This is a genomic window from Curtobacterium sp. MCLR17_034, assembly GCF_003234485.1.
GTDB lineage: Bacteria > Actinomycetota > Actinomycetes > Actinomycetales > Microbacteriaceae > Curtobacterium > Curtobacterium flaccumfaciens.
In genome coordinates this window covers 268,568-290,992 of record NZ_QKTH01000002.1, presented here as the reverse complement: position 1 = coordinate 290,992, position 22,425 = coordinate 268,568, and the positions used below count along the sequence as shown (strand labels likewise).

The 22,425-nt window shown below is 72.9% G+C and carries 22 protein-coding genes; 9 read left to right on the top strand and 13 right to left on the bottom strand.

The genetic code is table 11. The features are described from left to right. The first annotated feature begins 7 nt into the window (after positions 1 to 7). Positions 8 to 418 (top strand): MarR family winged helix-turn-helix transcriptional regulator, encoded by a 411-nt coding sequence (locus DEI98_RS03880; RefSeq protein WP_110864348.1) that lies wholly within the window; start codon positions 8 to 10, stop codon positions 416 to 418. After that, the gene (locus DEI98_RS03875) at positions 415 to 1,752 is read left to right on the top strand and encodes an MFS transporter (protein WP_375334806.1); all 1,338 of its coding nucleotides are present in this window, start codon (positions 415 to 417) and stop codon (positions 1,750 to 1,752) included. The genes DEI98_RS03880 and DEI98_RS03875 overlap by 4 nt, the downstream gene beginning before the upstream one ends. A gap of 170 nt (positions 1,753 to 1,922) precedes the next feature. Here DEI98_RS03875 and DEI98_RS03870 read toward each other — a convergent pair whose 3' ends face one another. After that, a complete protein-coding gene (locus tag DEI98_RS03870) occupies positions 1,923 to 2,816 on the bottom strand; it encodes an alpha-E domain-containing protein (RefSeq protein ID WP_071406023.1) in 894 nt (297 codons plus the stop codon). Between the two features lie 131 nt (positions 2,817 to 2,947). Here DEI98_RS03870 and DEI98_RS03865 point away from each other — a divergent pair, with 131 nt between their 5' ends. Both DEI98_RS03865 and DEI98_RS03860 read left to right on the top strand, forming a co-directional pair. Then, complete coding sequence (locus DEI98_RS03865) at positions 2,948 to 3,466, top strand: MarR family winged helix-turn-helix transcriptional regulator (protein WP_110864346.1); 519 nt, start codon at positions 2,948 to 2,950, stop codon at positions 3,464 to 3,466. Positions 3,467 to 3,476: 10 nt separating this feature from the next. Next, a complete protein-coding gene (locus DEI98_RS03860; protein ID WP_027465064.1) occupies positions 3,477 to 3,680 on the top strand; it encodes a hypothetical protein in 204 nt (67 codons plus the stop codon). Between the two features lie 44 nt (positions 3,681 to 3,724). Here DEI98_RS03860 and DEI98_RS03855 read toward each other — a convergent pair whose 3' ends face one another. From DEI98_RS03855 to DEI98_RS03830, 6 genes are all read right to left on the bottom strand, one after another. Then, complete coding sequence (locus tag DEI98_RS03855) at positions 3,725 to 4,561, bottom strand: NAD(P)-dependent oxidoreductase (RefSeq protein ID WP_258370738.1); 837 nt, start codon at positions 4,559 to 4,561, stop codon at positions 3,725 to 3,727. A gap of 73 nt (positions 4,562 to 4,634) precedes the next feature. Then, positions 4,635 to 5,555: a M23 family metallopeptidase gene (locus DEI98_RS03850; protein WP_146243403.1), complete on the bottom strand. Its 921-nt coding sequence runs from the start codon at positions 5,553 to 5,555 to the stop codon at positions 4,635 to 4,637. Between the two features lie 19 nt (positions 5,556 to 5,574). Next, the gene (locus tag DEI98_RS03845) at positions 5,575 to 5,931 is read right to left on the bottom strand and encodes a hypothetical protein (RefSeq protein WP_111099957.1); all 357 of its coding nucleotides are present in this window, start codon (positions 5,929 to 5,931) and stop codon (positions 5,575 to 5,577) included. A gap of 135 nt (positions 5,932 to 6,066) precedes the next feature. Beyond that, positions 6,067 to 6,813: a 1-acyl-sn-glycerol-3-phosphate acyltransferase gene (locus DEI98_RS03840; protein WP_111099956.1), complete on the bottom strand. Its 747-nt coding sequence runs from the start codon at positions 6,811 to 6,813 to the stop codon at positions 6,067 to 6,069. Between the two features lie 87 nt (positions 6,814 to 6,900). Beyond that, the gene (gene recQ / locus DEI98_RS03835) at positions 6,901 to 8,769 is read right to left on the bottom strand and encodes a DNA helicase RecQ (protein WP_111099955.1); all 1,869 of its coding nucleotides are present in this window, start codon (positions 8,767 to 8,769) and stop codon (positions 6,901 to 6,903) included. Positions 8,770 to 8,778: 9 nt separating this feature from the next. After that, on the bottom strand, positions 8,779 to 9,927 hold the full coding sequence (locus DEI98_RS03830) for a CPBP family intramembrane glutamic endopeptidase (protein ID WP_111099954.1): 1,149 nt from the start codon (positions 9,925 to 9,927) through the stop codon (positions 8,779 to 8,781). A 36-nt stretch (positions 9,928 to 9,963) separates the two neighbouring features. Between DEI98_RS03830 and DEI98_RS03825 the strand changes: the two genes are divergently transcribed. Next, complete coding sequence (locus DEI98_RS03825) at positions 9,964 to 10,887, top strand: EamA family transporter (RefSeq protein ID WP_146243402.1); 924 nt, start codon at positions 9,964 to 9,966, stop codon at positions 10,885 to 10,887. Positions 10,888 to 11,038: 151 nt separating this feature from the next. Here the strand turns inward: DEI98_RS03825 and DEI98_RS03820 are convergent, their stop codons facing one another. Beyond that, positions 11,039 to 11,500, bottom strand: a complete 462-nt coding sequence (locus DEI98_RS03820) for a GNAT family acetyltransferase (protein WP_111099952.1) — start codon at positions 11,498 to 11,500, stop codon at positions 11,039 to 11,041. 94 nt (positions 11,501 to 11,594) lie between these two features. On the opposite strand from DEI98_RS03820, the gene DEI98_RS03815 reads away from it, so the two are divergent. Together DEI98_RS03815 and DEI98_RS18495 are read left to right on the top strand one after the other, a co-directional pair. Further along, the gene (locus DEI98_RS03815; protein WP_258370733.1) at positions 11,595 to 12,404 is read left to right on the top strand and encodes a class E sortase; all 810 of its coding nucleotides are present in this window, start codon (positions 11,595 to 11,597) and stop codon (positions 12,402 to 12,404) included. Beyond that, positions 12,401 to 12,577, top strand: coding sequence for a hypothetical protein (locus DEI98_RS18495; protein ID WP_156463787.1), 177 nt, complete (start codon positions 12,401 to 12,403; stop codon positions 12,575 to 12,577). The genes DEI98_RS03815 and DEI98_RS18495 overlap by 4 nt, the downstream gene beginning before the upstream one ends. A gap of 21 nt (positions 12,578 to 12,598) precedes the next feature. On the opposite strand, the gene DEI98_RS03810 is transcribed toward DEI98_RS18495, so the two are convergent. From DEI98_RS03810 to DEI98_RS03795, 4 genes are all read right to left on the bottom strand, one after another. Next, entirely contained in the window at positions 12,599 to 15,589 is a 2,991-nt protein-coding gene (locus tag DEI98_RS03810; RefSeq protein WP_111099951.1) for an AAA family ATPase, read from the bottom strand. Beyond that, a complete protein-coding gene (locus tag DEI98_RS03805) occupies positions 15,589 to 16,752 on the bottom strand; it encodes an exonuclease SbcCD subunit D (protein ID WP_111099950.1) in 1,164 nt (387 codons plus the stop codon). Before DEI98_RS03805 ends, DEI98_RS03810 begins: the two co-directional genes overlap by 1 nt. A gap of 61 nt (positions 16,753 to 16,813) precedes the next feature. Continuing rightward, entirely contained in the window at positions 16,814 to 18,010 is a 1,197-nt protein-coding gene (locus DEI98_RS03800; protein WP_111099949.1) for a S24/S26 family peptidase, read from the bottom strand. 68 nt (positions 18,011 to 18,078) lie between these two features. After that, positions 18,079 to 18,678, bottom strand: a complete 600-nt coding sequence (locus DEI98_RS03795; RefSeq protein WP_110864334.1) for a hypothetical protein — start codon at positions 18,676 to 18,678, stop codon at positions 18,079 to 18,081. A 208-nt stretch (positions 18,679 to 18,886) separates the two neighbouring features. Here DEI98_RS03795 and DEI98_RS03790 point away from each other — a divergent pair, with 208 nt between their 5' ends. Continuing rightward, entirely contained in the window at positions 18,887 to 19,465 is a 579-nt protein-coding gene (locus tag DEI98_RS03790; protein ID WP_111030860.1) for a MarR family winged helix-turn-helix transcriptional regulator, read from the top strand. A 36-nt stretch (positions 19,466 to 19,501) separates the two neighbouring features. Further along, the gene (locus DEI98_RS03785; RefSeq protein ID WP_071406037.1) at positions 19,502 to 20,011 is read left to right on the top strand and encodes a DinB family protein; all 510 of its coding nucleotides are present in this window, start codon (positions 19,502 to 19,504) and stop codon (positions 20,009 to 20,011) included. A gap of 145 nt (positions 20,012 to 20,156) precedes the next feature. On the opposite strand, the gene DEI98_RS03780 is transcribed toward DEI98_RS03785, so the two are convergent. After that, a complete protein-coding gene (locus DEI98_RS03780; RefSeq protein ID WP_111099948.1) occupies positions 20,157 to 22,313 on the bottom strand; it encodes a DEAD/DEAH box helicase in 2,157 nt (718 codons plus the stop codon). Positions 22,314 to 22,425 lie beyond the last annotated feature (112 nt).

The following is a 22,425-nucleotide window of genomic DNA, read 5'->3' as shown; positions in this document are numbered from 1 at the left end:
ACGACCGATGACCGACGCCACCGACCTCCGCATCGCGGTGAACCGGCTGTCCCGCACCCTGCGTGCGCAGAAGGCCGACTCGAGCGTCACGGACGCGCAGTTCTCCGCTCTCGCCCGACTGCACCGCGACGGCGCCATGACCCTGGCCGACCTGAGCCGACAGGACGGCGTCACCCCGCCCTCGATGACGAAGACCATCGCGGTGCTGGTCGAGCGGGGCCTGGTGTCGAAGTGCGGGCACGGCGACGACCGCCGCAAGGTGCTGCTCGGCGCGACGCCCGCCGGAGCCGCCTTCGTCGAGGAGACCCGACGCCGCCGCGACGGCTGGCTCTCCCCGCGGCTCGCAGCACTCACCGCCGACGAGCGGGGCACCCTCGCCGACGCCACCGAGATCATGAGGAGGCTGGCCCAGCAGTGACCGCCATGTTCCGCTCCCTCGCCGGACGCAACTACCGCATCTGGTTCGCCGGGGCCCTGGTGTCGAACGTCGGCACCTGGATGCAGCGCACCGCCCAGGACTGGATCGTGCTGACCCAGCTCTCCGACAACAACGCCGTCGCGGTGGGCATCACGATGGCCCTGCAGTTCGGCCCCCAGCTGCTGCTCCTGCCACTCACCGGGCTCGCCGCCGACCGGTTCGACCGCCGGAAGATGCTCATGCTCACCCAGGGCCTGATGGCACTGCTCGGGCTGGGGCTCGGCGTCATGGTCCTCACGCACACCGCCACCCTGCTCGCGCTGTACGGCTTCGCCCTGGCACTCGGCATCGTCGCCGCGTTCGACGCCCCGATCCGGCAGGCCTTCGTCTCCGACGTCGTGCAGGGCGAGGACGTCTCGAACGCCGTCGCCCTGAACTCCGCGTCGTTCAACGCCGCACGCCTGATCGGCCCCGCGGTCGCCGGTGTGCTCATCGCGGCGATCGGCTCCGGATGGGTGTTCGTCATCAACGCCGGGTCGTTCCTGGCCGTCCTGCTCGCACTCCGGTTCGTCGACCCCGCGCAGCTCGCCGAACGGGTCCGGGCGGGCCGCGGCAAGGGGCAGATCGTCGCCGGCTTCCGGTACGTCCGCACCCGGCCGGACATCGTCGTCGTGCTCTGCATGATCTTCGTCGTCGGGACGTTCGGCGTGAACTTCCCGATCTTCACCTCGACGATGGCGCGGGTCGAGTTCCACCAGGGCGCCGGCGAGTTCGGGCTGCTCAACTCGGTGATGGCGGTCGGCTCGGTGCTCGGTGCGCTGCTGTCCGCACGCCGGGACAAACCGCGGATGCGCACCCTCGTGCTCGCCGCCGGCGGGTTCGGGCTCGCGTGCACCGCCGCTGCCCTCGCCCCGACGTACTGGACCTTCGCGATCGTGCTGGTGTTCGTCGGGCTCGCGTCCCTGACCTTCATGACCACGGCGAACGCCCTGGTGCAGACCACGACGAAGCCCGCGATGCGCGGCCGCGTGATGGCGCTCTACATGGCGATCTTCGCGGGCGGCACCCCCATCGGCGCCCCGCTCGTCGGTGCCGTCGCCGACGCCTTCGGCCCACGCTGGGCGATCGTCGTCGGCGCGGCCTCGGGCTTCGTCGCACTCGGGATCGCGCTCGTCTGGCTCGTCCGGTACCAGCGGGTCCGGCTGCGCTACGACGCCGACTCGCGGCTGCACCTGGCGATCACGCACGCCGTGCCGGTGGTCGGCTCGCGCGCGGCGCTCCGCCGCGAGCTGGAACGCGACGAGACGCTCGCCGATCGCTCCAGCGCCGTCTGACGGACCGGCGGGTCGCCCTGCCCGTCGGCCGACGGCCCGTGACGCACCGACCGTCGGACGGGAGGCCCGCACCGGCGCCGCCACGGGCCTCCCGTCCGACGCCACCCGGGCCCACGGCGGCGGTCACGACGCGCGGACCAGCGGCGTTCCGCCACACGCGCCCGGTCGGCTCAGAGGACGGGTGCGGACGACGCGAAGACGCGCTCGTCGAGGGCCGCGGCGACGCGGTCGGCAGCCACGGCCAGCCGTTGCCCGACGTCACCCGCCACCGCGAGCGCCGACTCCTCGGGGATGCCGTCGAGCAGGGCGCGGACCTCGTCGAACCCGGCGACCTCGTCCGCGACGCAGGACGGGGCGACGTCGGCCAGGCACTCGGCCGCTCGGTGCACGGTGAACCGCAACGACCGCGGGCTGTGCGCGTCGAGGAGCAGGAAGGCGGCGGCATCGGACGGCACCGGGGCGTGGTCACGGCCGCGCAGGAAGGCCTCGCCCGCGCCGCACGCCCGGAGCGCCGCCGTCCACGAGGTGACCGCGTCCGGCTCGAGCAGCCGCGACGCGAGCAGCCGGGCGGTGGAGGCGCAGCGGGTGAGTGACCGCCCGAGGGTGAAGAACTCCCACACCTCGTCACGGCTGGCGTCACCCTCGACCACCCCGATGGCGAGGGCACTGCGCTCCCGCACCCAGCCGAGGAACTCGTGCGCCCGGTCGGGGGCGATCTTCCGGGGCATCCGCGACCGCGTGACGTCGAGGCAGTCCCAGAGCTCGCTCGAGACGACCTCGCGGGCACGGCGTGCGTGGTCGCGGGCGACGGCGACCGCGGCGGCGATGGACGCGGGTTCGTGCCGGTCGAGCGCGAGGGCGTCGACGGTAGCGGCACGGTCCGGGTCGTTCGCGGGGCCGGTGGTCCCGATGACGCTGCGGAGCTCGGTGGACACGAGCCGGTCGTCATCGAGGGTGCCTGGTTCTCGGCGGGCGACGTAGACGTCGAGCAAGCGTGCGACGACGTCGGTGCGCTCCACCGCGCTCCCCACGTGGAAGACGTTCCCCGCGAGGCGGCTCAGCACGGCTGCTCCTGCATGTCCAGAACCTAACGAGCCGGCGTTGCCGGGGTGTTACAGAACCGCGTCACGGGTGTTGCAGGTGTCCCGTCTCCGCGCTCGCTAGACAATCTAACTAGAGCGTCTAGCATTGGGGCATGACGTCCGAGGTGATGACCAGCACCGCCGGGTACTGGTACGAGGACTCCGCGGTCTCCGCCGTGGACGTCCTCAACGCCCTGCGGCGGTACCGGACGGCCGAGAGCGCCGCCCAGCGCCGAGCGCGCGAGGCACTGGGGATCGGCGAGAACGCCCTGCTGGCGCTCCGGTTCCTGATCGACGCCGAGCACGACGGCCGCACCGTCAACGCGAAGGACCTCGCCGAGCGGCTCGAGATCACCGCGGCGTCGACGTCGGCGCTCGTCGACCGGCTCGTCCGCAGCGGCCACGTCGAACGGCACGCCGACCCGAACGACCGCCGTGGCGTGATCCTCACCGCCACCGGCACCTCGATGCGCCACGCGCTCCGGGTCATCGAGGAACTCGACGCCCGCGCGCTCGAGGTCACCGAGCACCTGCCGAGCAACGAGATGGCCGTCGTCGTGGACTTCCTGGACGAGATGGTCCGTGTCGTGGACGAGCTCGACGCCGGGTCGGACCACCTCCGTCGCGCGTAGCCTGGACCGCATGGACCCTCGCGGCGAACACCACCCCGAGGACGACATGCCGTTCGCCGAGCTCGACTCGCGGGCCCGTGCCGACGCCGCGCTCCGACGGATCCAGGCCGGGTCAGATCCGGCTCGTGAGGCGTTCGACCTCGCCAACACCATGAACGACGAGGCCGTGGGGCGGCTCACGAAGCGCCTGCGGCGGCTGTTCCGTCGGGGCTGATCGGTCGGCCGGTCCGTGCCTGTGCGCGTGCGTCTGCCCGTGCGTCAGAACGTGGTGCCGACCGCGGCGATGTCGTCGCCCCCGTGGCCGGCTGCGCTGGCATCGGCGTAGACGCGACCGAGGGCCTCGAGCAGCGTGGTGGACACCCCGGCGGTCCGGGCGGCATCGGTGATGAGTCCGATGTCCTTCCGCAGCCCGTCGAGTGCGAACTGGGCGGGGAACTCGCGGGCGATCATCGCGGCGCCCTTGGTGTGGGCGTAGGCGGAGTCGCTCGCGCTGCCCTCGATCGCCTGCAGGAACAGCGCGGGGTCGAGCCCGAGTGCCGCCGCGAGGGCCAGGGACTGCCCGGTCGCCGCGGTGATCGAGGCGATCCAGGCGTTCGCGGCGAGCTTGAGAGCGGTGCCGTCGCCGACGTGGTCGCCGGCACGGACGGTCTTCGCGCCGATCGCGTCGAGCACGGGGTCGACACGGTCGAGCAGGTCCGCCGGGCCGGCCGCGAGCATCGTGAGCGTGCCCTGTTCGGCGGGGGCCTTCGTGCCGAGCATCATCGCCTCGACCAGGGTGATGCCGTACTTCTCGGCCAGCTGCACGACCGTCGCGGTGCCGTCGACCCCGATCGTCGAGGCCTGCACCCACACGGCGTCGGTCGGGGCGTCGCCGGCGGCCTGCTCGAGGACGTCGACGACCGCATCGGTGTCGAACAGGGTGAGCAGGACGACCTCGGCGTGCTCGACGGCAGTGCCCGAGTCGCTCGCCACCGTCGCGCCGCGGTCGCCCAGGGGCGAGGCCTTGTCGGCACTGCGGTTCCAGACCGTCACCTCGTGGCCGTCGCGGAGCAGTGATCCCGCCACGCCGGCACCCATCGCACCCGTCCCCAACACCGTCACTCGCACGTGCGTCTCCGTCCTGGCGCGACAGCGTGCCGCGACCGCTCCGACGCTACGCCCGACGCCGTCAGAGGACCCCGCGAGCCCTGAGCCAAGCAACCGGGTCGATCGGGGTGCCGGCCACGATGACCTCGAAGTGCAGGTGGGCGCCGGTCGAGACGCCCGTGTTGCCGACGGCCCCGAGCCGCTCCCCCGTGCCGAGGACCTGGCCGGGGCGGACGCCGATCGCCGACAGGTGCCCGTACCGGGTCGCCGTGCCGTCGGCGTGCTGCAGGAGGACCTGGTTGCCGTAGCCACCGAGCACACCCGCCGAGACGACCCGACCGGGCAGCGCGGCGACGACCGGGGTCCCGATGGCCGCGGCGAAGTCGACCCCCTGGTGGTTCGACGAGCAGGCCGCACAGCCGACGACCCAGCGGGAGCCGAAGCCACCGGCGTCCGGGATCGCACCGGCCGTGGGGCGGGCGGCGCCACCGGTCGGGCCCGAGCCACCGGGCACCCGGAGCGCTGCGGCAGCACGGCCGACCGAGAAGTCGTCGCGGCCGGCGGTCGGACCGGTCGAACCCTCGGCGACGAAGTGCTGCATGCCGGCCGACGCCGACGTGGAGTCCGGAGCGGCCGGAGCGGCGACGGCGGTCTGCGGGGAGCCGACCGCGACGAACAGGCACGTGACGGCGGTGACCGCCGCGGCGGCAAGGGTCCGCCGGGCGGGGATCCGGAAGGACGCGGGGCGGCGGCGTGTGGGAGCGGCCGGCTGCGTGGGAGCGGCCGGCTGCGTCGGCAGGGTGGGCTCTGGCGGCCGGAGGCGTCGTGAGGGTTGGGTGGAAGCCGGGGTGGCGGGAGGGGGCACCGCCACCCCGGCGGCTCGGAGCGGCCCCGGCTGTGCAGCGTGCCGTGCACGGCGCGGCCGGGGCGCGGTCGGTCGGTCGGCGGTGCGGCGCTCGGCACCGCGCGGGCGCCGGGGCAGACCGTCGTCGAGGGTCGTCATCGTGCGGTGACCGGCCCGGTCAGACGCGGACGACGCCGTCACGGGCGATCCGGTCCAGCTCGCACACGACGGCGTCGACGACCGCGCGGGTGATCGCGTCGGCGACGGTCTCGACCAGGACGAGGTGCTCGGGACGGATCGTGACCTCGGTCACCAGGGCCGATGCCACCCGGACCGGGATCTCGTCGATCGCGGCGACGAGGGCGGCCGGCACCAGCGTGGAGTCGCCCGGGCGGACGGGTGCGGACATCGGTGAGGTCGGTACCGGGGTCACGACGGCGATCGCCGGCGACGGGGTGGAGCGCACGGTGGAGTGCGGAGCGCCGGCCTGATCGCGACGCTGGGCGATGGAGTCGAAGAGCGGGGTGGAGGACATGCTGCGGACGGTCCGATCTGGATGTCGTGGCTGGTCGTTCTCGGGCGACCGGCGATGGCGGCGTGCCGAGTGGCACGTCCGCCATTCAACCATCGATATTTCAGATGTGCAATAGTGACCGGACAGTCACGGTGATCAGTCGGGGTCGACGGCGGCAGCGGTCGGGTCGTCCGGCTGCAGCGCACGCCGCACCCGTTCCACGATCGTCGCGGGCGGGTTGTTGTAGGCGTTCGCCGGCTCCTGGCCGCTGAGCTCCTGGATCGCTGCCATCACCGCATCGGTCGCGTGGCGCCGAGCACGACCGGACGACGCCTCGCCGAAGGACGACAGGTCGATCGGCTTCCCGAACTCGATCGTCACGCGGGCGAGCTTCGGCAGCCGGGACCCGACCGGCTGGACGTCCTCGGTGCCGGTGAGCGCGACGGGCACCACGGGGGCGCCACTCGTCAGCGCCAGCCACGCCACACCCGTGCGGCCCTTGTAGATCCGGCCGTCGAGCGAGCGTGTGCCCTCCGGGTAGATCGCGAACGCCTCGCCCTCCTGCAGGCGTGTCAGCCCGAGGTCGAGGGCCTGTTGCGCCGCCGCACCCGCGCCACGCTCGACCCCGATGGCGCCGATGCCCCCGAAGAACGCGCGCGAGACGGCTCCCTTGAGACCCGAACCCGTGAAGTACTCCTGCTTCGCCAGGAACGACACCTTGCGCGGTGCCATGAGCGTGATCGCGGGCGAGTCGATGAACGAGCGGTGGTTGCTCGCGAGGATCACCGCACCACGCTTCGGGACGTTCCGACGACCGATGATCTTCGGGCGCCACAGCAACCGGGCGAGCGGGGTCACAACCGCGCGACTGAGCACGGTGGCGAACTTCGTCGAACCGGACACCGGACCTCCTCGTGGTGACGAGCTACCGAGTGTAATGAGGCGCGCGGAGGGCACATGCCCGGAACGGCATGCAGTGCTGGTCGGGGATCAGTCGGCCGCGGCGACGACGTCGAGGACCGCGCGTCCGTACCGCTCGAGCTTCGCCGCGCCGACGCCGGAGATCTCGCCGAGCTGGTCGACGTCGGCAGGTCGGACGGCGGAGATCCCCCGGAGCGTCGCGTCGTTGAACACCACGTACGCGGGGACGCCCTGCTCGCGGGCTTCGGCGGCACGCCAGGCACGCAGGGCCTCGAACAGGCCGACGGCTTCCTGCGGCATGTCGGTGACGACCGTCCGTCGACTGCTGCGTCCGGCTCGCGGAGCCTTGACCGGGTCGCGACGCATCCGCACCTGCACCTTGCCGGTCAGGACCTCGGCGCTCGTGGGACTGAGGACGACCGTGCCGAAGCCGTCGCCCGACACCGCCGCGTAGCCCTGGGCCAGCACCTGTCGTGCGACCGCGCGCCACTCGCCCTCGGACAGGTCCGCGCCGATGCCGAAGGTCGCCAGGGTGTCGTGTTGGAGTTCCTGCACGCGGGGAGACCGCTTGCCGATCAGGATGTCGACGAGGTGCGAGACGCCGTACCGCTGGCGGCGCTCACGCTCGAGCCGCACGACGGTGGACAGCAGCTTCTGCGCGGGGACCGTGCCGTCCCACGACTCCGGCGGCGCGATGCACGTGTCGCAGTTGCCGCACGCCGTGCTCTCCTGCCCGAAGTACGCGAGCAGCCGCACCCGGCGGCACTCGATCGTCTCGCACAGGCTGAGCATGGCGTCGAGGTGGGCGCTGAGCTGCCGACGGTGTGCGGCGTCGCCCTCGGACTGGTCGATCATCCGCCGCTGCTGCACGACGTCGTTCAGGCCGTACGCGAGCCAGGCGGTGGCCGGCAGCCCGTCACGACCCGCACGGCCGGTCTCCTGGTAGTAGCCCTCGACCGACTTCGGCAGGTCGAGGTGCGCCACGAACCGGACGTCGGGCTTGTCGATGCCCATGCCGAACGCGATCGTCGCCACCATGACGACGCCGTCCTCGCGCAGGAACGTCGACTGGTTGCGGGCACGCACCCGGGCGTCGAGACCCGCGTGGTACGGCAGGGCGTTGATCCCCTGCTCGGCCAGGGCGGACGCGGTGCGCTCGACGGAGTTGCGGGACAAGCAGTACACGATGCCCGCGTCGCCGCTGTGCTCCGTGCGGATGAAGGTGAGCAGCTGCTGCAGCGCGCCGGTCTTCGGTTCGATGCGGTACTGGATGTTCGGCCGGTCGAAGTCGGCGACGAAGTGCGCGGCGTCGTCGAGGCCGAGCCGTGAGGAGATCTCGCGGTGGGTCTGCGGGGTCGCGGTGGCGGTGAGGGCGATGCGCGGCACCGTCGGCCACCGCTCGTGCAGGACGCTCAGCTCGAGGTAGTCCGGCCGGAAGTCGTGCCCCCACTGGGCGACGCAGTGCGCTTCGTCGATGGCGAACAGCGAGACGCGCGCCCGGTCGAGGAGCGCACGGGTGGACTCGAGCCGGAGCCGCTCGGGCGCGAGGTAGAGCATGTCGACCTCGCCCTGCACCACGGCACGCTCGACCCGGAACCGTTCGTCGGGGCCCTGCGTCGAGTTGAGGAACGCGGCGCGCACGCCGTTCGCGGCCAGGGCGTCGACCTGGTCCTGCATGAGGGCGATGAGCGGCGACACCACGACCCCGACGCCGTCGCGGACGAGCGATGGCACCTGGTAGCAGAGGGACTTGCCGCCACCGGTCGGCATGAGCACCAGGGCGTCACCACCGGCCACCACCTGGTCGATGATGGCCGCCTGCTCGCCGCGGAAGTCGTCGTAGCCCCACACGCGGTGCAGCACGTCGAGCGCAGCGGCACGGGGTGCGGACACGGCGGCGGGAGCAGGCACGGCAGCGGACGCGGGCGTGGTGCTCATGCCACGAGCCTACGGGCGACCGGCGACACCCACCGCACTGTCCACAGCACCGTCCGTGTCGGAGCCGGCACGGTGGTCGGAACCGGCCACGTCGCCGGCGCGGCCCGGCGTGGTCGCCCAGCCCGTGCCTCCCGGCCGGGTCCAGCGGACGCCGCCCGCCCAGGCCGGGGTCACACCGCGGAACCGGGGCGCCTCGTGCCCGGCGAACCGGCGGTCCAGCCCCCGCCACCACGCCAGGAACTCGACCATGCCCCAGAACGCGAGAGACGTGACGAGGGTGACGAGCGTCCCCTGCCAGGTGCCGTTCGCGTCCGACGAGGTCAGGTCGATCCCGGACCAGCCGGGCGCCTGCAGCACGAAGATCATGATGTTGTTGAACGCGTGCTGCAGGACCGTGGCCTCGAGCCCGCCGGTCCGGAGGACGATGATCGCCGCGATCAGACCGAACGAGCCGACGTCGAGGATGCCCCAGACGTTGTAGCCGTTCGGGATGTGCAGCACCGCGAAGACGACCGTCGAGACCGCCACGGCGATGATCGTGCCGACGCGACGCGGGATCCACGACGCGACGGTCTGCATGAGGAAACCGCGGAAGATGTACTCCTCGGCAGCGCCCTGGAACGGGACGAGCAGGACGACGAGGACGATCGTCAGGGTGAGGGTGCCGAGGGAGACCGTCGACTGGCCGATGGCGTCGTGGTTCCAGGCGAAGCCGCCGTCGGTCGTGATCATCCCGCCGCCGCTGAACAGACCGGTCTGCCAGACGAACATGAACGCCGCGATGACGAGCGTCGGCAGCAGGCACCAGGCAGTCCAGGCCCACCGGACCCGGAACCGCGTCGACGACAGGATGCCGGCCGGTCCGATCCGCGCGATCTTGACGGCGAGCAGGATGCCCGGCAGCAGGACCACGAGCGACACCAGCGACAGCGACAGGATCAGCGGGTCGGTGGGGTCGAGCGCGCCACCGGCCAGGTCGTTCTGCAGGTCGATCAGGGCTTGCGGCCCCTGCGTTGCGCCGATCGGCACGAAGTACGCGACCGCGATGACGATCTGCGACACGAGGTACCACCCCGCCAGGAACGCGAGGGCGACGAGCGGCCGCCACCACCTCCACCGTCCGTCGATCCGGGGCAGGCGCTGGTAGGGAACACTCACGCACCGCAGGGTACCGGGCCGGGCAGGATGGGAGCCGTGCTCACCGTCCTGTTCGGCCTGTCCGGCGCGATCGTCTACGGGTTCGCCGACTTCCTGGGCGGACTCGCCTCGCGCCGGGTCCGCCCGGTCGTCGTCACGGCGGTGGCCGCCGCGATCGGGATCCTGCCGCTGCTCGTCGGACTGGTGGTCCTCGGCGGCGTGTTCTCGTGGCCGGCCGCGGTCTGGGGTGCGGTCGCCGGCCTCTCCGGCGGTGTCGGGGTCCTGCTGCTCTACGCGGCGCTCGCGATCGGGCCGATGAGCGTGCTCTCCCCCGTCACCGCCGTCTTCGCGGCCGTCGTGCCGGTGCTCGTCGCGGTGTTCCGCGGCACGGTGCTGTCGCCCGTGGCGACCGGCGCGCTCGTCGTCGCGGTCGTCGCGGTGGTCCTGGTCGCGGTGGTCCGGGACGCCTCGGGCGCGCGGCTCACCACCCGGGGCGTGGTCGCCGCCGCCGTCGCCGGGTGCGGCTTCGGCGGGATCGTGCTGGCCTACGACTTGACGCCGTCCGACTCCGGCATCGCGCCCCTCGTGGTCGCGCGGGTGCTGCAGGCAGTGCTGCTGGGTGCGGCGGCGCTCGTCGTCGTGCTCCGGACGGGAGGCCCGGTGTCCGCCCCGACGTCGGCCCGCCCCGACGGGGCTCCCGCCGTCCGCGAGCCTCGGTCGACTCGCGCATGGGGTCCGCGGCTGCTGGCCGTCGTCGCCGTGTGCGGCGTCTTCGACGCGATGGCGAACGTGTTCATCCAGGCGGGGCTGCACAGCAGCGACGACCCGGCGACCCTGCCCGTCGTGAGCGTGCTCAACGCGCTCTACCCGATCGGCACGGTGGTGCTGGCCGGGGTCGTGCTGCGGGAACGCTTGACGGCGCAGCAGTGGGTCGGCATCGTGCTGGCGTTCGTCGCATCGGTGGCGCTGGCGTTGGCGTAGCGGGGCCGGGCGGGGCCGGGCGGGGCCGGCACGGTGCCGAGTCGTTCGAACCGTGCGAGGTTGACCGCTCGGTGCGGACTTGCGGCACCGCACCGAACCGCCAACGCCGCACCGGATGAGCGAACCCGCACGGTGCGACGGGCGGGCGCGGTCAGGCGTCGGGGATGAGGCGCTTGCCGAGCGAGACCGTGCGGTCGTCGGTGTAGCCGAGGGACGAGTAGAACCCGAGCACCTGCTCGTTGCCGGCACGCACCTGCAGGTTGAGCTTCGGGCAGCCGAGGTCGGTCAGGAGCCGCTCGAACTCGGCCATCAGGGTGCGACCGAGGCCGGAGCCCTGCAGGTCGGGGCGCACGGCGAGGTAGTTCACCCAGCCGCGGTGCCCGTCGAAGCCGGCCATGCCCGCGGCGACGACGCCGGTGTCGGTGTCGTCGGTACCGGTACCGGTGCCGGCGGCCTGGGGCTCGGCGACCAGGAAGAGCTCGGGCTGGACGGTCAGCTTGCGGGCGATGTCACGTCGGGGGTCGTTCCAGGGTCGGACGAGGCCGCACGATTCCCACAGGGCGACGACCGCGTCGGTGTCCTCGGTGCGGAAGGGGCGGATCCGGTACTCCATGCCCCCACGTTAACGGGGGTGGGGAGAACGTCGTCACCGGCCTGTCGCCGTGATCTGATAGACCTGTCCGACCACCCAGCCGATCAGGAGCCCCGTGACCGCACACGACACCCTCCCGTCGCGCCGCAGCGCACGGGACGACGAAGCCGGTTCGCGGTCCCGGCGTTCCCCGCGCAGACGGCAGACGGTCGCCGGCGCGATCGTGTCGCTCGTCGCCGAGTTGCTCATCATCGCGGGCGCCGGCACCGGCCTGTACGTCGTGTGGACGGCGTGGTGGACCGACGTGGTCGCCGTGAACGAGCAGACGAAGCTCGTGCAGGGCCTCGACCAGGTCAAGACCCCGAAGGTCGAGGGCACCGAGCACCGCGGCACCGCACCCGTGCTGGACGAACCGCCGGGGTTGTCGGACGTCTTCGGCACGATGCAGATCCCCCGGTTCGGCAAGGACTACAACCGGCCGATCGGCGAGGGCACGGATCGTGAGAAGGTCCTCAACACCATCGGGCTCGGCCACTACCAGGACACCGCGATGCCCGGCGCACCCGGCAACTTCGCCGTCGCCGGACACCGGGTCACCTACGGCAAGCCCCTCAACCAGATCGCGGAGCTCAAGAAGGGCGACTCGGTCGTGGTCCGGGTCACCGACGCGAAGACGAAGTTCGACGTCTGGTACGTCTACAAGGTCACCGACAGCCAGATCGTGACGCCCGACAAGATCGAGACGATCGCGCCGGTGCCGAACAAGCCCGGTGTGGAACCGACCCCCCAGGACCGATGGCTCACGCTGACTGCCTGCCACCCGATGTGGTCGGCGGCGGAGCGGTTCGTGACGCACGCGAAGCTCGACTACTGGATGCCCGCGTCCGAGGGCACCCCGAAGGAACTCTCGGAGACCGCCAAGTGATCTTCCCCCTGGTCTGGCGGCTGCTGCCCGGCCCCACCGCCCTGAAGGTGCTCGAGCTGCTCGTGCTCCTCGTCGCCATCGTGTTCGTGCTGTTCCAGTGGGTGTTCCCGTGGATCGCGGCGGACATCCTGCCGCCGCCGGACGGCACGGTGGAGTCGACGCCGACCCCGTAGGTCAGGTCGGGTCGGGTCAGGTCAGACCGTGGTCGTCACCTGCGACCCACCGGCCGGGGTGCGTCGCACCGCGATCCGCTCCGGGATCCGCTGCTTGAGTTCCTCGACGTGGCTGACGATCCCGACCTGTCGCCCGCCCGCGGTCAGTCGCGACAGCTGCCCGATGACGTCGTCGAGGGTCTCGGGGTCGAGCGTGCCGAACCCCTCGTCGACGAACAGCGTGCCGAGCGAGACCCCGCCGGCCTCGGCCTGCACGACGTCGGCCAGGCCGAGCGCCAGGCACAGCGACACGGTGAACGTCTCGCCGCCGGACAGGCTGCGGGGATCACGGACGGTGTCGGTCGTGTGGTCGTGCACGGCGAGGGCGAGCCCCGTCCGTCGCGCCCGTGACCCGGATTCCCGTTCATCGGAGGTCTCGAGGGTGAACCGCCCGGCGAGCATGCCGCGCAACCGGTCGTTCGCCGCCGCCACGACGTCCTCGAAGCGCCGCATGAGCACGTAGGTGCCGAGCGTGATGCCGGTCGGGTTGACCGATGCCACCCCGTTCGCGACGTCGGCGAGCCGGACGACCGCGCGGCTGCGGGCCGAGGTCTCCTGTCGCGCACGGACGGTGCGGTCGACCTCGGTCGCACACTGCTCGACGGCTTCGGCACGGTGGGCAGCGGTGACCGCGAGCCGGGTGGCCTCGTCGAGTTCGGCCGTTGCGCGGACCCGTTCGGCCTGGGCCGCCGGTACGTCGAGCTGCCCCGGATCGTCGTCGGCGGCCTGCACCACCGCGGGGTCGTCGAGCCCTGCCCGCACGACGGCGCGTTCGGCCTCGGCTCCGCTGATGCTGCTGCGGAACCGTGCGACGGTGTCGGGGTCGAGCAGGCCGGCTCGTGCGGCGTCGACGTCGGGGAACCCCTGCTCGTCGAGGACCCGGGCGACCTCGGCGCTGCGCTCGTCGCGGGCGCGGGCTGCGGCAGCCGCGCGGTCGTCGGCCTCGGCGACGGCGCGGAGCACCGTCAGCCGTCCGTCGAGCCCGTCGACCACGGCGTGGAGCGTCACCGGCGAGCTGTCGCTGTCGCTGTCGAGCAGTGCTGCGAGCCGGTCGATCGCCTCGTGCACGGATCGCAGGTCGGCCTCGAGCCGCTCGGCATCGGAGGCCGCGGTCGACGCGAGCACCGTGCGCCGGGCGTCGAGGTCGTTCCGCTCACGCTCGAGCGCCCGCGTCGCGGTGTCGTGCGCCGTCCGCTCGCGCTCGTGCTCCAGCACCAGCGCCGCGGCGTCGTGCGCCGCTCGGACCCGCTCGTCGGCGGCCACCGCCATGGTGTCGAGGGCGACCGTGTCGACGGCGCCGACGACGTCGGTCAGTCGGAGGTGCTCGGCGCGCTCGACGGCCAGGTCGGCCGCGGCGTCGGCGAGCTGCTGGTCGGCCAGACGCGTGGCGTCGCCCGCGGACTCCACCGCCTGGATCGTCGGGTGGTCGTCCTGTGGCGCGGCCACCGACGGGTGCGCCGTCGATCCGCACACCGGGCAGGGGTCGCCGGGGGTCAGCGCGGCACCGAGCTCTCCGGCGAGTCCGGCGATCCGCCGCTCGCGCAGGGAGCGTTCGGCGTCGAGCGCCTCGGTGGCCCGACGGCGGGCATCGGCCACGATGCGTTCGGCACCGGCGACCCGCTGTTCGGCGCGGTCGCGGGCGGCCAGGTCGGCGCGGAGCGACTGCACCCGGGTGACCTCGTGCGCGGCGGCGTCGGCGCCGGCAGCGGTCGTCGAGGCGGTCCGGGCGGCCTCGACGATCCGGGCTCGTTCCGTCGGCCGGGCCTCGAGCGCGGTGTCGAGGGCGGCGAGGTCGTCGGTGAGGCGCGATGCGGTCGCGGTGGCCTCGGCGATGGCGGTGCGCCTGGTGTCTGCCTCGGCCTCGACCGCGACGAGGTGCCGGACGTCGGACAGGGCGTCGGTCAGCGAGTCGCGGCGCCGGGCGACCTGCTGTGCGTCGACGGCGCCGAGTGCGTGCTGCTCGCGCAACCGGGCGGCTGCCGCGGCGGTGTCGTCCGCCCGGACGGTTGCGGCGTCGAGGCCGTCGGCCACCGCGGCGACCCGGGCGGCGCGCTCGGCCGTCGCGACCGCGGCCCGTGCCTGCTCGATCGCCGGGGCGTCGTCGTCGAGGAGCGCCTGTCGCCGCAGCAGCCCCGCTCGCCGCTCCAGGGCGGCCGCACGGGCCGTCACCGATCGTTCGTGTTCGGTCGCCGCCGTCGCAGCGGCAGCCGCAGCCGTCCGGGCCGCCCCGGCGGCGTCGGCCGTCGCGCGGAGGGACGCCACCGTGCCGGGGACGACGGACTCGTCGGCGTCGGCGAGGTCGGCCGCCTGCGCGAACCGGGCCAGGGCCTCGCGGACGCGGTCGTCGGCCCCCTCGACCTCGGCCTGCACTGCCCGGCGGCGAGCGGCGAGCTCGTCGGCGGTGCGGTCGTAGACCTGGGTGCCGAACAGCGACTGCAGGAGCTTCCGGCGGTCTTCCCCCGGGGAGCGGAGGAACCGTGCGAACTCGCCCTGCGGCAGCACCACGGTCTGCAGGAACTGCGCGCGGTCGAGCCCGACGATCCGGGCGATCTCGACCCCGACCTCGGGGATGCGGGACGACATGGGTTCGCCGGCGACGTCGGTCGGCGCGGCGAGCCGGAACAGCTGCACCGACGCCTGCTGCTTCACCGTGCCGGTCCCCCGCTGCTTCGGGCGGTCGTACTGCGGGGTGCGCCGGACCCGGTACGTGCCAGCACCGGTCTCGAACACGAGCTCGACGAACGGTTCGACCGCGGGGTCGGCGTGCTGGCTGTGCAGCCGGTCGGAGCTGGCGTCGGATCCGGCGAGTCCGCCGTACAGGGCGAACACGACGGCGTCGATGATCGTCGACTTGCCGGAACCGGTCGGCCCCTCGAGCAGGAAGACCCCGGACGCGGCCAGCGCCGCGAAGTCGATGGTCACGAGGTCGGGGTAGGGCCCGATGGCGCGCAGATCGAGTCGGTGCAGGTACATCAGCGGTCCCCCTCACGCTGCAGGGCGAGCACCGCGGCCTCGTACGCCTCGGTCAGCACCGCCCGTTCGTCGTCGTCGGGCAGCCCGCCGGTGGCGAAGGCCACGAAGTCGCCGGCGACCTCGACCGGGTCGGACGTCGCGGTGACGGCCCGCGCGGCGGTGGCGGCCGGCCGGTCCGCCGGTTCGTGCGTGATCGCCAGGGCGTGCGGGAAGTGGTCCTTCACGCGGGCGTACATGCGTTCCGGGTGCACGGTGTCGGTCACCGCGACGCGGACCCAGGCGTCGGCATCGGCCCGGAACTCCCCGGACTCGATGGCGTCGATGCGGCCCCGCACGTCGACGAGCCGCCGCGGCACCGGGGTCGGTACGAGCTCGACGGTGACGGCACCCGCCGCGTCGAGGTCGGCGATGGTCACGGACTTCCGCTGGTGCCGCTCGCCGAACGAGAACGCCAGCGGCGACCCGGCGTACCGGATCCGGCCGTCGTCGCCGACGCGCTGCGGGCCGTGCAGGTGCCCGAGGGCGACGTAGTCGAACCCGTCGAACACCGACTCGGCCACGCGGTCGACCCCGCCGACGCGGATGTCCTGCTCGCTGTCGCTCGGGTCGGCACCGCCGACGAAGGCGTGCGCGACGACGACGCTGCGGGTGTCGGCCCGCGTCGCGAGGTCGGCGCGGATCCGTTCGGTGGCGGCGTGCACGACGGCGTGGTGTGAGCGAGCGAGGGGTTCGTCGGGGACCGCGGCCAGGGCGTACCGCGTGAGGTCGGGGTGCAGGTACGGGATGCCGTACACGGCCACCGGGCCGTCGTCGTCGGGCACGAGCACCGGATCGGCCACGTGGGCGGGCTCGGCGAGGATGCGGACGCGCTGCCCCATCACGCCGGCACCGAAGCCGAGCCGCGCGGCGGAGTCGTGGTTGCCCGGGGTGAGCACCACCGTCGTGGTCTCGGCGAGGCGCTCCAGCACGCGGGAGAGCATGCGGACGGCGTCCACCGGCGGGATCGCACGGTCGTAGACGTCGCCGGCGATGACGACGAGGTCGACCGCGCGCTCGCGGGCGAGGTCGACGAGCCAGTCGGTGAAGGCTGCCTGGTGCTCGAGCAGGTCGGCACCCAGCAGTGTGCGGCCGAGGTGCCAGTCGCCGGTGTGCAGGATGCGCATGCGGCCACGGTAACGCCGGCCGGGGACATCTCCGGACACCTCGCGGTGCCCTGTGGAGGACTCAGGCGGTCGCGCAGCTGGCGGACGCCAGGCCCAGCACCGAGACGACCCGGACCCTGACCGTCGGTGTGCTCGTCGCCGTCCAGTTGTTGCCGAGGTTCGTGCGGAGGCGCAGCGTGTAGGTGGTGCCGAGGTTCAGGAGTCCGGCGCCCCCGTAGACCATCGAACGGGCACCGACGGTGGTCGTGCTGGCCACCTGCGTCGTCCCGTTCATCAGGTCGAACGACACCGGCACGGTCGCGCCGTTGTCGTAGGTCCAGGCGATCGTCACCGTGTTCGACCCGGCCGGGGCGCAGGTCAGGGTGGGGACACCGGTCGCCGTGCCCGCCGTGAAGGTCGCGGTCGGTGCGACGGTGGTCCGTGACCACGGGGCCGCGTCCGCCGCTCCGGGCAGCAGGACGCCGGCGGCCGCCGCGAGCACGAGCACCGCGGCGCCGCCGCCGACGCGGCGGAGCCGCCGCCTGCGACGCGCTCGTCGACGCAGCGCGCGACGGGTGAGGACGCTGGACGCAGCGGTCGGGAGGCCCGTGGCGGCGCCGTCCCGCGCCTCCAGGCCGTCGTCCGTACCGTCCACCGGACCGGTGGCGTCGTCCGGGCCAGCCCCGTCGTCCGGACGACCGGCGGCGGCGCCGGTGTCGTCGGCCTCGACGAGTCGCCGGAGCGACCCGTCGATCGTGCAGAGCGCGAGCACCGCGGTCAGGCCGAGCGCGAGCATCGCGACCAGGCCCCACTCCCCCGCGCTGATCCAGCGGATCGGTGTCCCGATGAACGGGATGCGCAGGAAGGCGATGCCGTGCACGGCCGAGCGCTCGATCGGTGTGGAGTCCTGCTGGGGGTTGGCGTCGCCCTTCGTGACCATGGTGCCGCCGGGGCCGTCCTCGACGTACCGGTGCATGCGCAGGTGGTCCGCCTGGTCCGGGTCGTCGGCCAGCAGGACCTTGCCCGTCGCGATCTCGCCCGAGCCGACCGGGCGCGAGACGACCACGTCGCCGGGGACGATCCGCGGCTCCATCGAACCGGTCATCACGGTGGTCGGCTGCCACCCGATGAGCGCCGGCGCGGCCGCCCAGAGCGCGAGGCCGAGCAGCGTCGCGACCACGCCCCGGGCGAGGGTGGCGACGACGACGCGCCCCCAGTCGACGGCGTCACGGACCGCTGCGTGCGGTGCGGGACCACCGTGCACTGCGATGCTGCTCATGACTGCCTTCGACCGGGGGCGCGTTGCGGGGAGGGAACGGACGGGGCTGGTTCGGCCCCGGTCCCGGCTCAGCTGTTCTGGGCCTCCCAGGTGAAGCCGAGGGCTGCGGTGCCGCCCTGCACGGTGTTCGGCGCGGTGCTCGAGACCGTGTAGGTGACGCGGTAGACGCGCGTCTCGGACGCGGTGCCGGTCGGGGCCCAGGTGCCGACGCCGGTCGCGTAGTTGGTCGAGGCGGCGCCGAAGCCCGCGACGGTGCCGCTGTAGAGCGAGCCGCCGGTGGCGGCCGGGGTGAAGCCGGAGCAGGAGCCGAAGCCGCCGCCGGTGCCCTGCTCGACGGTCAGGTTGACGTTCGCCGCCAGGTCCTTCGTGGTCGAGACGTTCGTGCCGTAGAGCTTCACGGCCGAGGGCAGTGAACCGGTCGAGGTCACCGCGATGCAGTTCGCACCGGTCGAGCCGGGCTTCAGGTTGTTCGCCGTGAACAGCGCGGTGTTGTTGTCGTCGTCGGACAGGGCGACACTGCCGGCCGTCCAGTTGTTCGTCGGGTTGACGGTGGTCGAGGAGAAGGCCGCGTACGAGGCCGTCGAGACGACGACCCCCGAGGCGACGAGGGCAGCGGGGATGGCGATCCAGGCGGCGAGGCGGGCAGCACGAGGCGTGACACGAGACATGGTTGGACTCCGTGAGGAAGAGGTCTGATCGGTGGTTCGGACGGGCCCGCGGTGGTTGGTCGCGCTACGTGCCGAGGTGGTACGACGATCAAGCTACTTGGCCCTCGAGCAGCTCACAAGACCTGAGATGTCCCCACTGATGGGGGTATCTTGACGAGTGAGTTACTTGTTGACTGAAGTTCCCACCCTGTACCCGAGAAGAGCTCCCATGACGGACACCGACCCGGTCGTCCTCCCCCCGCACGCACCCGCCGTCCCCGCGGCACGCGTCGCCCCCACCACGCCGCCGGCACCGATGTCGCCCGACGTCACTGCGCTCGACCCCGTCACCGCCGACACGGACCCCGACGCCGACCTGCCGCGACTGCTCACCGCCTTCCGCGTGCTCCAGATGCAGCACGCGCGCGTCCTGCACCACGAGAGCACGGTCCGCGCACTGAACGCCACGGACACCCGGTTCGTGTTCTTCCTCAGCGCCGCCGGCGGCCACGGCGTCACCCCGAAGCAGGCCGGCGAGTACCTCGAACTCACGACCGGCGCGATGACGTCGCTGATCGACCGGCTCGAGAAGCACGGACACCTGGAGCGTCGCCCGAACCCCGAGGACCGCCGGAGCGTGCTGCTGCACCTCACGCCGTCGGGCACGGCGGTCGCCCGCGAGGTCGGCGCCGTCTACTCCGACGCGTTCCGGCAGGTCGTCGCACCGTCCGACCGCGCCGTGGTCGCCGCCGCGTTCGAGGGGCTCGGTGCCGCCCTGGAGCGCCACCACCGCAGCGCCGCCGTGTGACAGCCGGTGTCACGGCCCGCGCGTAGCGTGAGCGCCATGACCCCCTCTGAACTCCTCACCGAAGCGTTCTCCCGCGTCCCCGAGACGGTCGAGCGGGCCGTCGACGGGCTCTCCGAAGACCAGCTCGCGGCACGACCGGCCGCCGGGGCGAACACCCTCGCGTGGCTCGCGTGGCACATCGCCCGCGGCCAGGACGTGCAGATCGCCGACCTCGCCGGCTCCGAACAGGTCTGGACGGCGGACGGCTGGTACGACCGGTTCGGGCTGCCGTTCCCGGCCGAGGCGCTCGGCTACGGCATGTCCCGCGACGACGTCGGTCGGGTGCGGGCCTCCGCCGAGCTGCTCACCGGGTACCTGCGCGCCGTGCACGAGCGCACCGTCGCGTACCTCGGCACGCTCGGCCCGGACGACCTCGACCCCGTCGTCGACGACGCGTGGGACCCGCCCGTCACGGCCGGCGCGCGACTCGTGAGCATCCTGGACGACTGCACGCAGCACGCCGGACAGGCGGGCTTCGTACGCGGGCTGCTGTTCTTCAACCGCTGAGCGCGGAGACGCGCGCGGTCGCGCGTCCGGTGAGCAGAAGACGACGAGTCTGCCGCGGCGACCCGACGTCTTCTGCTCACTCGACGACGGACGGGAGGCCCGGTACCAGCTGGTACCGGGCCTCCCGTCCGTCGTGTGGTCGCGACTAGCGCGCGGCGAGCTCCGACACGATGCCGTCACCGGGTGCGGCCTGCACCAGGTCCGCCTCGATCTCGGCGCGCTCGAGGATGCCCTCGATCTTGCGGATGCGGCCACGCGGGACGATCGTCACGACCGTGCCCTCCTTGCCGGCACGACCCGTGCGGCCGGAGCGGTGCATGTACGCCTTGTAGTCGTCCGGGGCGTCGGCCTGCACGACGAGCGAGACGTCGTCGACGTGGATGCCGCGGGCGGCGACGTCGGTGGCGACGAGCACGTTCACCCGGCCGCTGGTGAGCAGCTGCAGGTTGCGCGTGCGGCGCGACTGGTTCAGGTCACCGTGGAGCGAGGTCGCGCGGATGCCGGCGTCCTCGAACTGGTCGGCCAGGCGCTCGGCGTAGGCGCGGGTCCGGGCGAAGACGATCGTCTTGCCGTCGCCGGCGACCAGTTCCTCGAGGAGACGGTCCTTCTCGCGCTGCTCGACCACGAGGACACGGTGGTCGATGGTCGAGGACGCCTGGTCCTCACCCGCGACCTCGTGCACGCTCGGCTCGTGCAGGAACTGCTCGACGAGCGCCGCGACCTGGGTGTCGAGCGTCGCGCTGAACAGCAGCTTCTGCGCGCGGTTGCCCTGCGGGGTGACCTCGGCCGTGGCGGAGAGGATCTCCTGCACCGGCTCGAGGAACCCGAGGTCGCACATGTGGTCGGCCTCGTCGAGCACGGAGATGATGACCTCGCTGAGGTCGAGCTTCCCCTTGTTCATGAGGTCCTGCACACGACCGGGGGTGCCGACGATGATGTCGACGCCGCGCTCCAGCGCGCCCTCCTGACGGCCGTAGGGGACGCCGCCGTAGATCTGCGTCGTGAACAGGCCGACCGAGCGGGCGATCGGCTGCACCGTGCGGTCGATCTGCAGGGCGAGCTCACGGGTCGGCGCGAGGATGAGCGCACGCGGGGCGCGGCCCATCTTGCGCTTGGTGCCGCCGCCGTGCTCCATGAGCTTCTCGACCAGGGGCGCGCCGAAGGCGATGGTCTTGCCGGAGCCGGTGCGGCCACGGCCGAGGACGTCCTTGCCGGCGAGCACGTCGGGGATCGTCGCCGCCTGGATCGGGAACGGGCTCGAGGCGCCGAGCTCCTGCAGGGCGCGGGAGATGTTGCCGCCGATGCCCAGGTCGCCGAAGGTCACGCCCTCGACGTCGGCCGCGATGGTGGCCTCGGCCTGCAGCTTCTCGAGCTTGACGTCGTCGGCGGGCACGAACTTGCCGCGCTCGGGCTCGTCGAACGAGCGGCGCGGGGTGCGGTCGCTGCGGTCGTCGCGGTCGAACTTCCGCGGGGCGCGGTCGTCGCGGTCGAACTTGCGCGGGGCGCGGTCGTCACGGTCGAAGCTGCGACGGGGACGGTCGTCGTTGTCACGACGGGGCGCACGGTCGTCGCGGTTGAACGAACGAGGAGCGCGGTCGTCGCGGTCGAACTTGCGCGGAGCGCGGTCATCACGGTCGAAGCTGCGACGGGGACGGTCGTCGTTGTCACGACGGGGCGCACGGTCGTCACGGTCGAACGAGCGACGGGGACGGTCGTCGTTGTCACGACGCGGGGCACGGTCATCACGGTTGAAGCTGCGCGGGGCGCGGTCGTCGCGGTCGAAGCGACGCGGACGGTCGTCGTTGTCGCGACGGGGCGCACGGTCGTCACGGTTGAAGCTGCGCGGTGCACGGTCGTCGCGGTCGAAGCGACGGGGACGGTCGTCGTTGTCGCGACGGGGGGCACGGTCGTCACGGTTGAACGACCGCGGAGCGCGGTCATCGCGGTCGAACGAACGACGGGGACGGTCGTCGTTGTCACGACGGGGCGCACGGTCGTCACGATCGAAGCGACGCGGGGCACGGTCGTCACGGTTGAAGCCGCGACCACCACGGTCGTCGCGGTCGGGTCGACGCTGGCCGCCACTGTCACGCGGCTCCCAGTTCGGACGGGCCGGACGCTCGCCCTGCGACGCGCGACCGCGACGCTCCTCGGCGTCCCAGCGCTGCTTCTGGCGCGGCTGCGACGAGTCGGCGGCGCGGAACCCGCGGTGCTTGCTGCTGCGGGCGGCGGGGGTGCCGTTCGGGTGGCGGACGCGGTCGGAGGCGCGGTTGTCCGCGCCGCCCTTGTTGTACGGGGCCATGGCTGCTTTCTCGGGTGCGCAACGTACCGCAGCGCCCGACAGCGACATCGGCGGGGGCTGCTTGCGGAGAGGGGGTTCATCCCGTCGCGAGTCGACGTGATTCCAGCCCTCG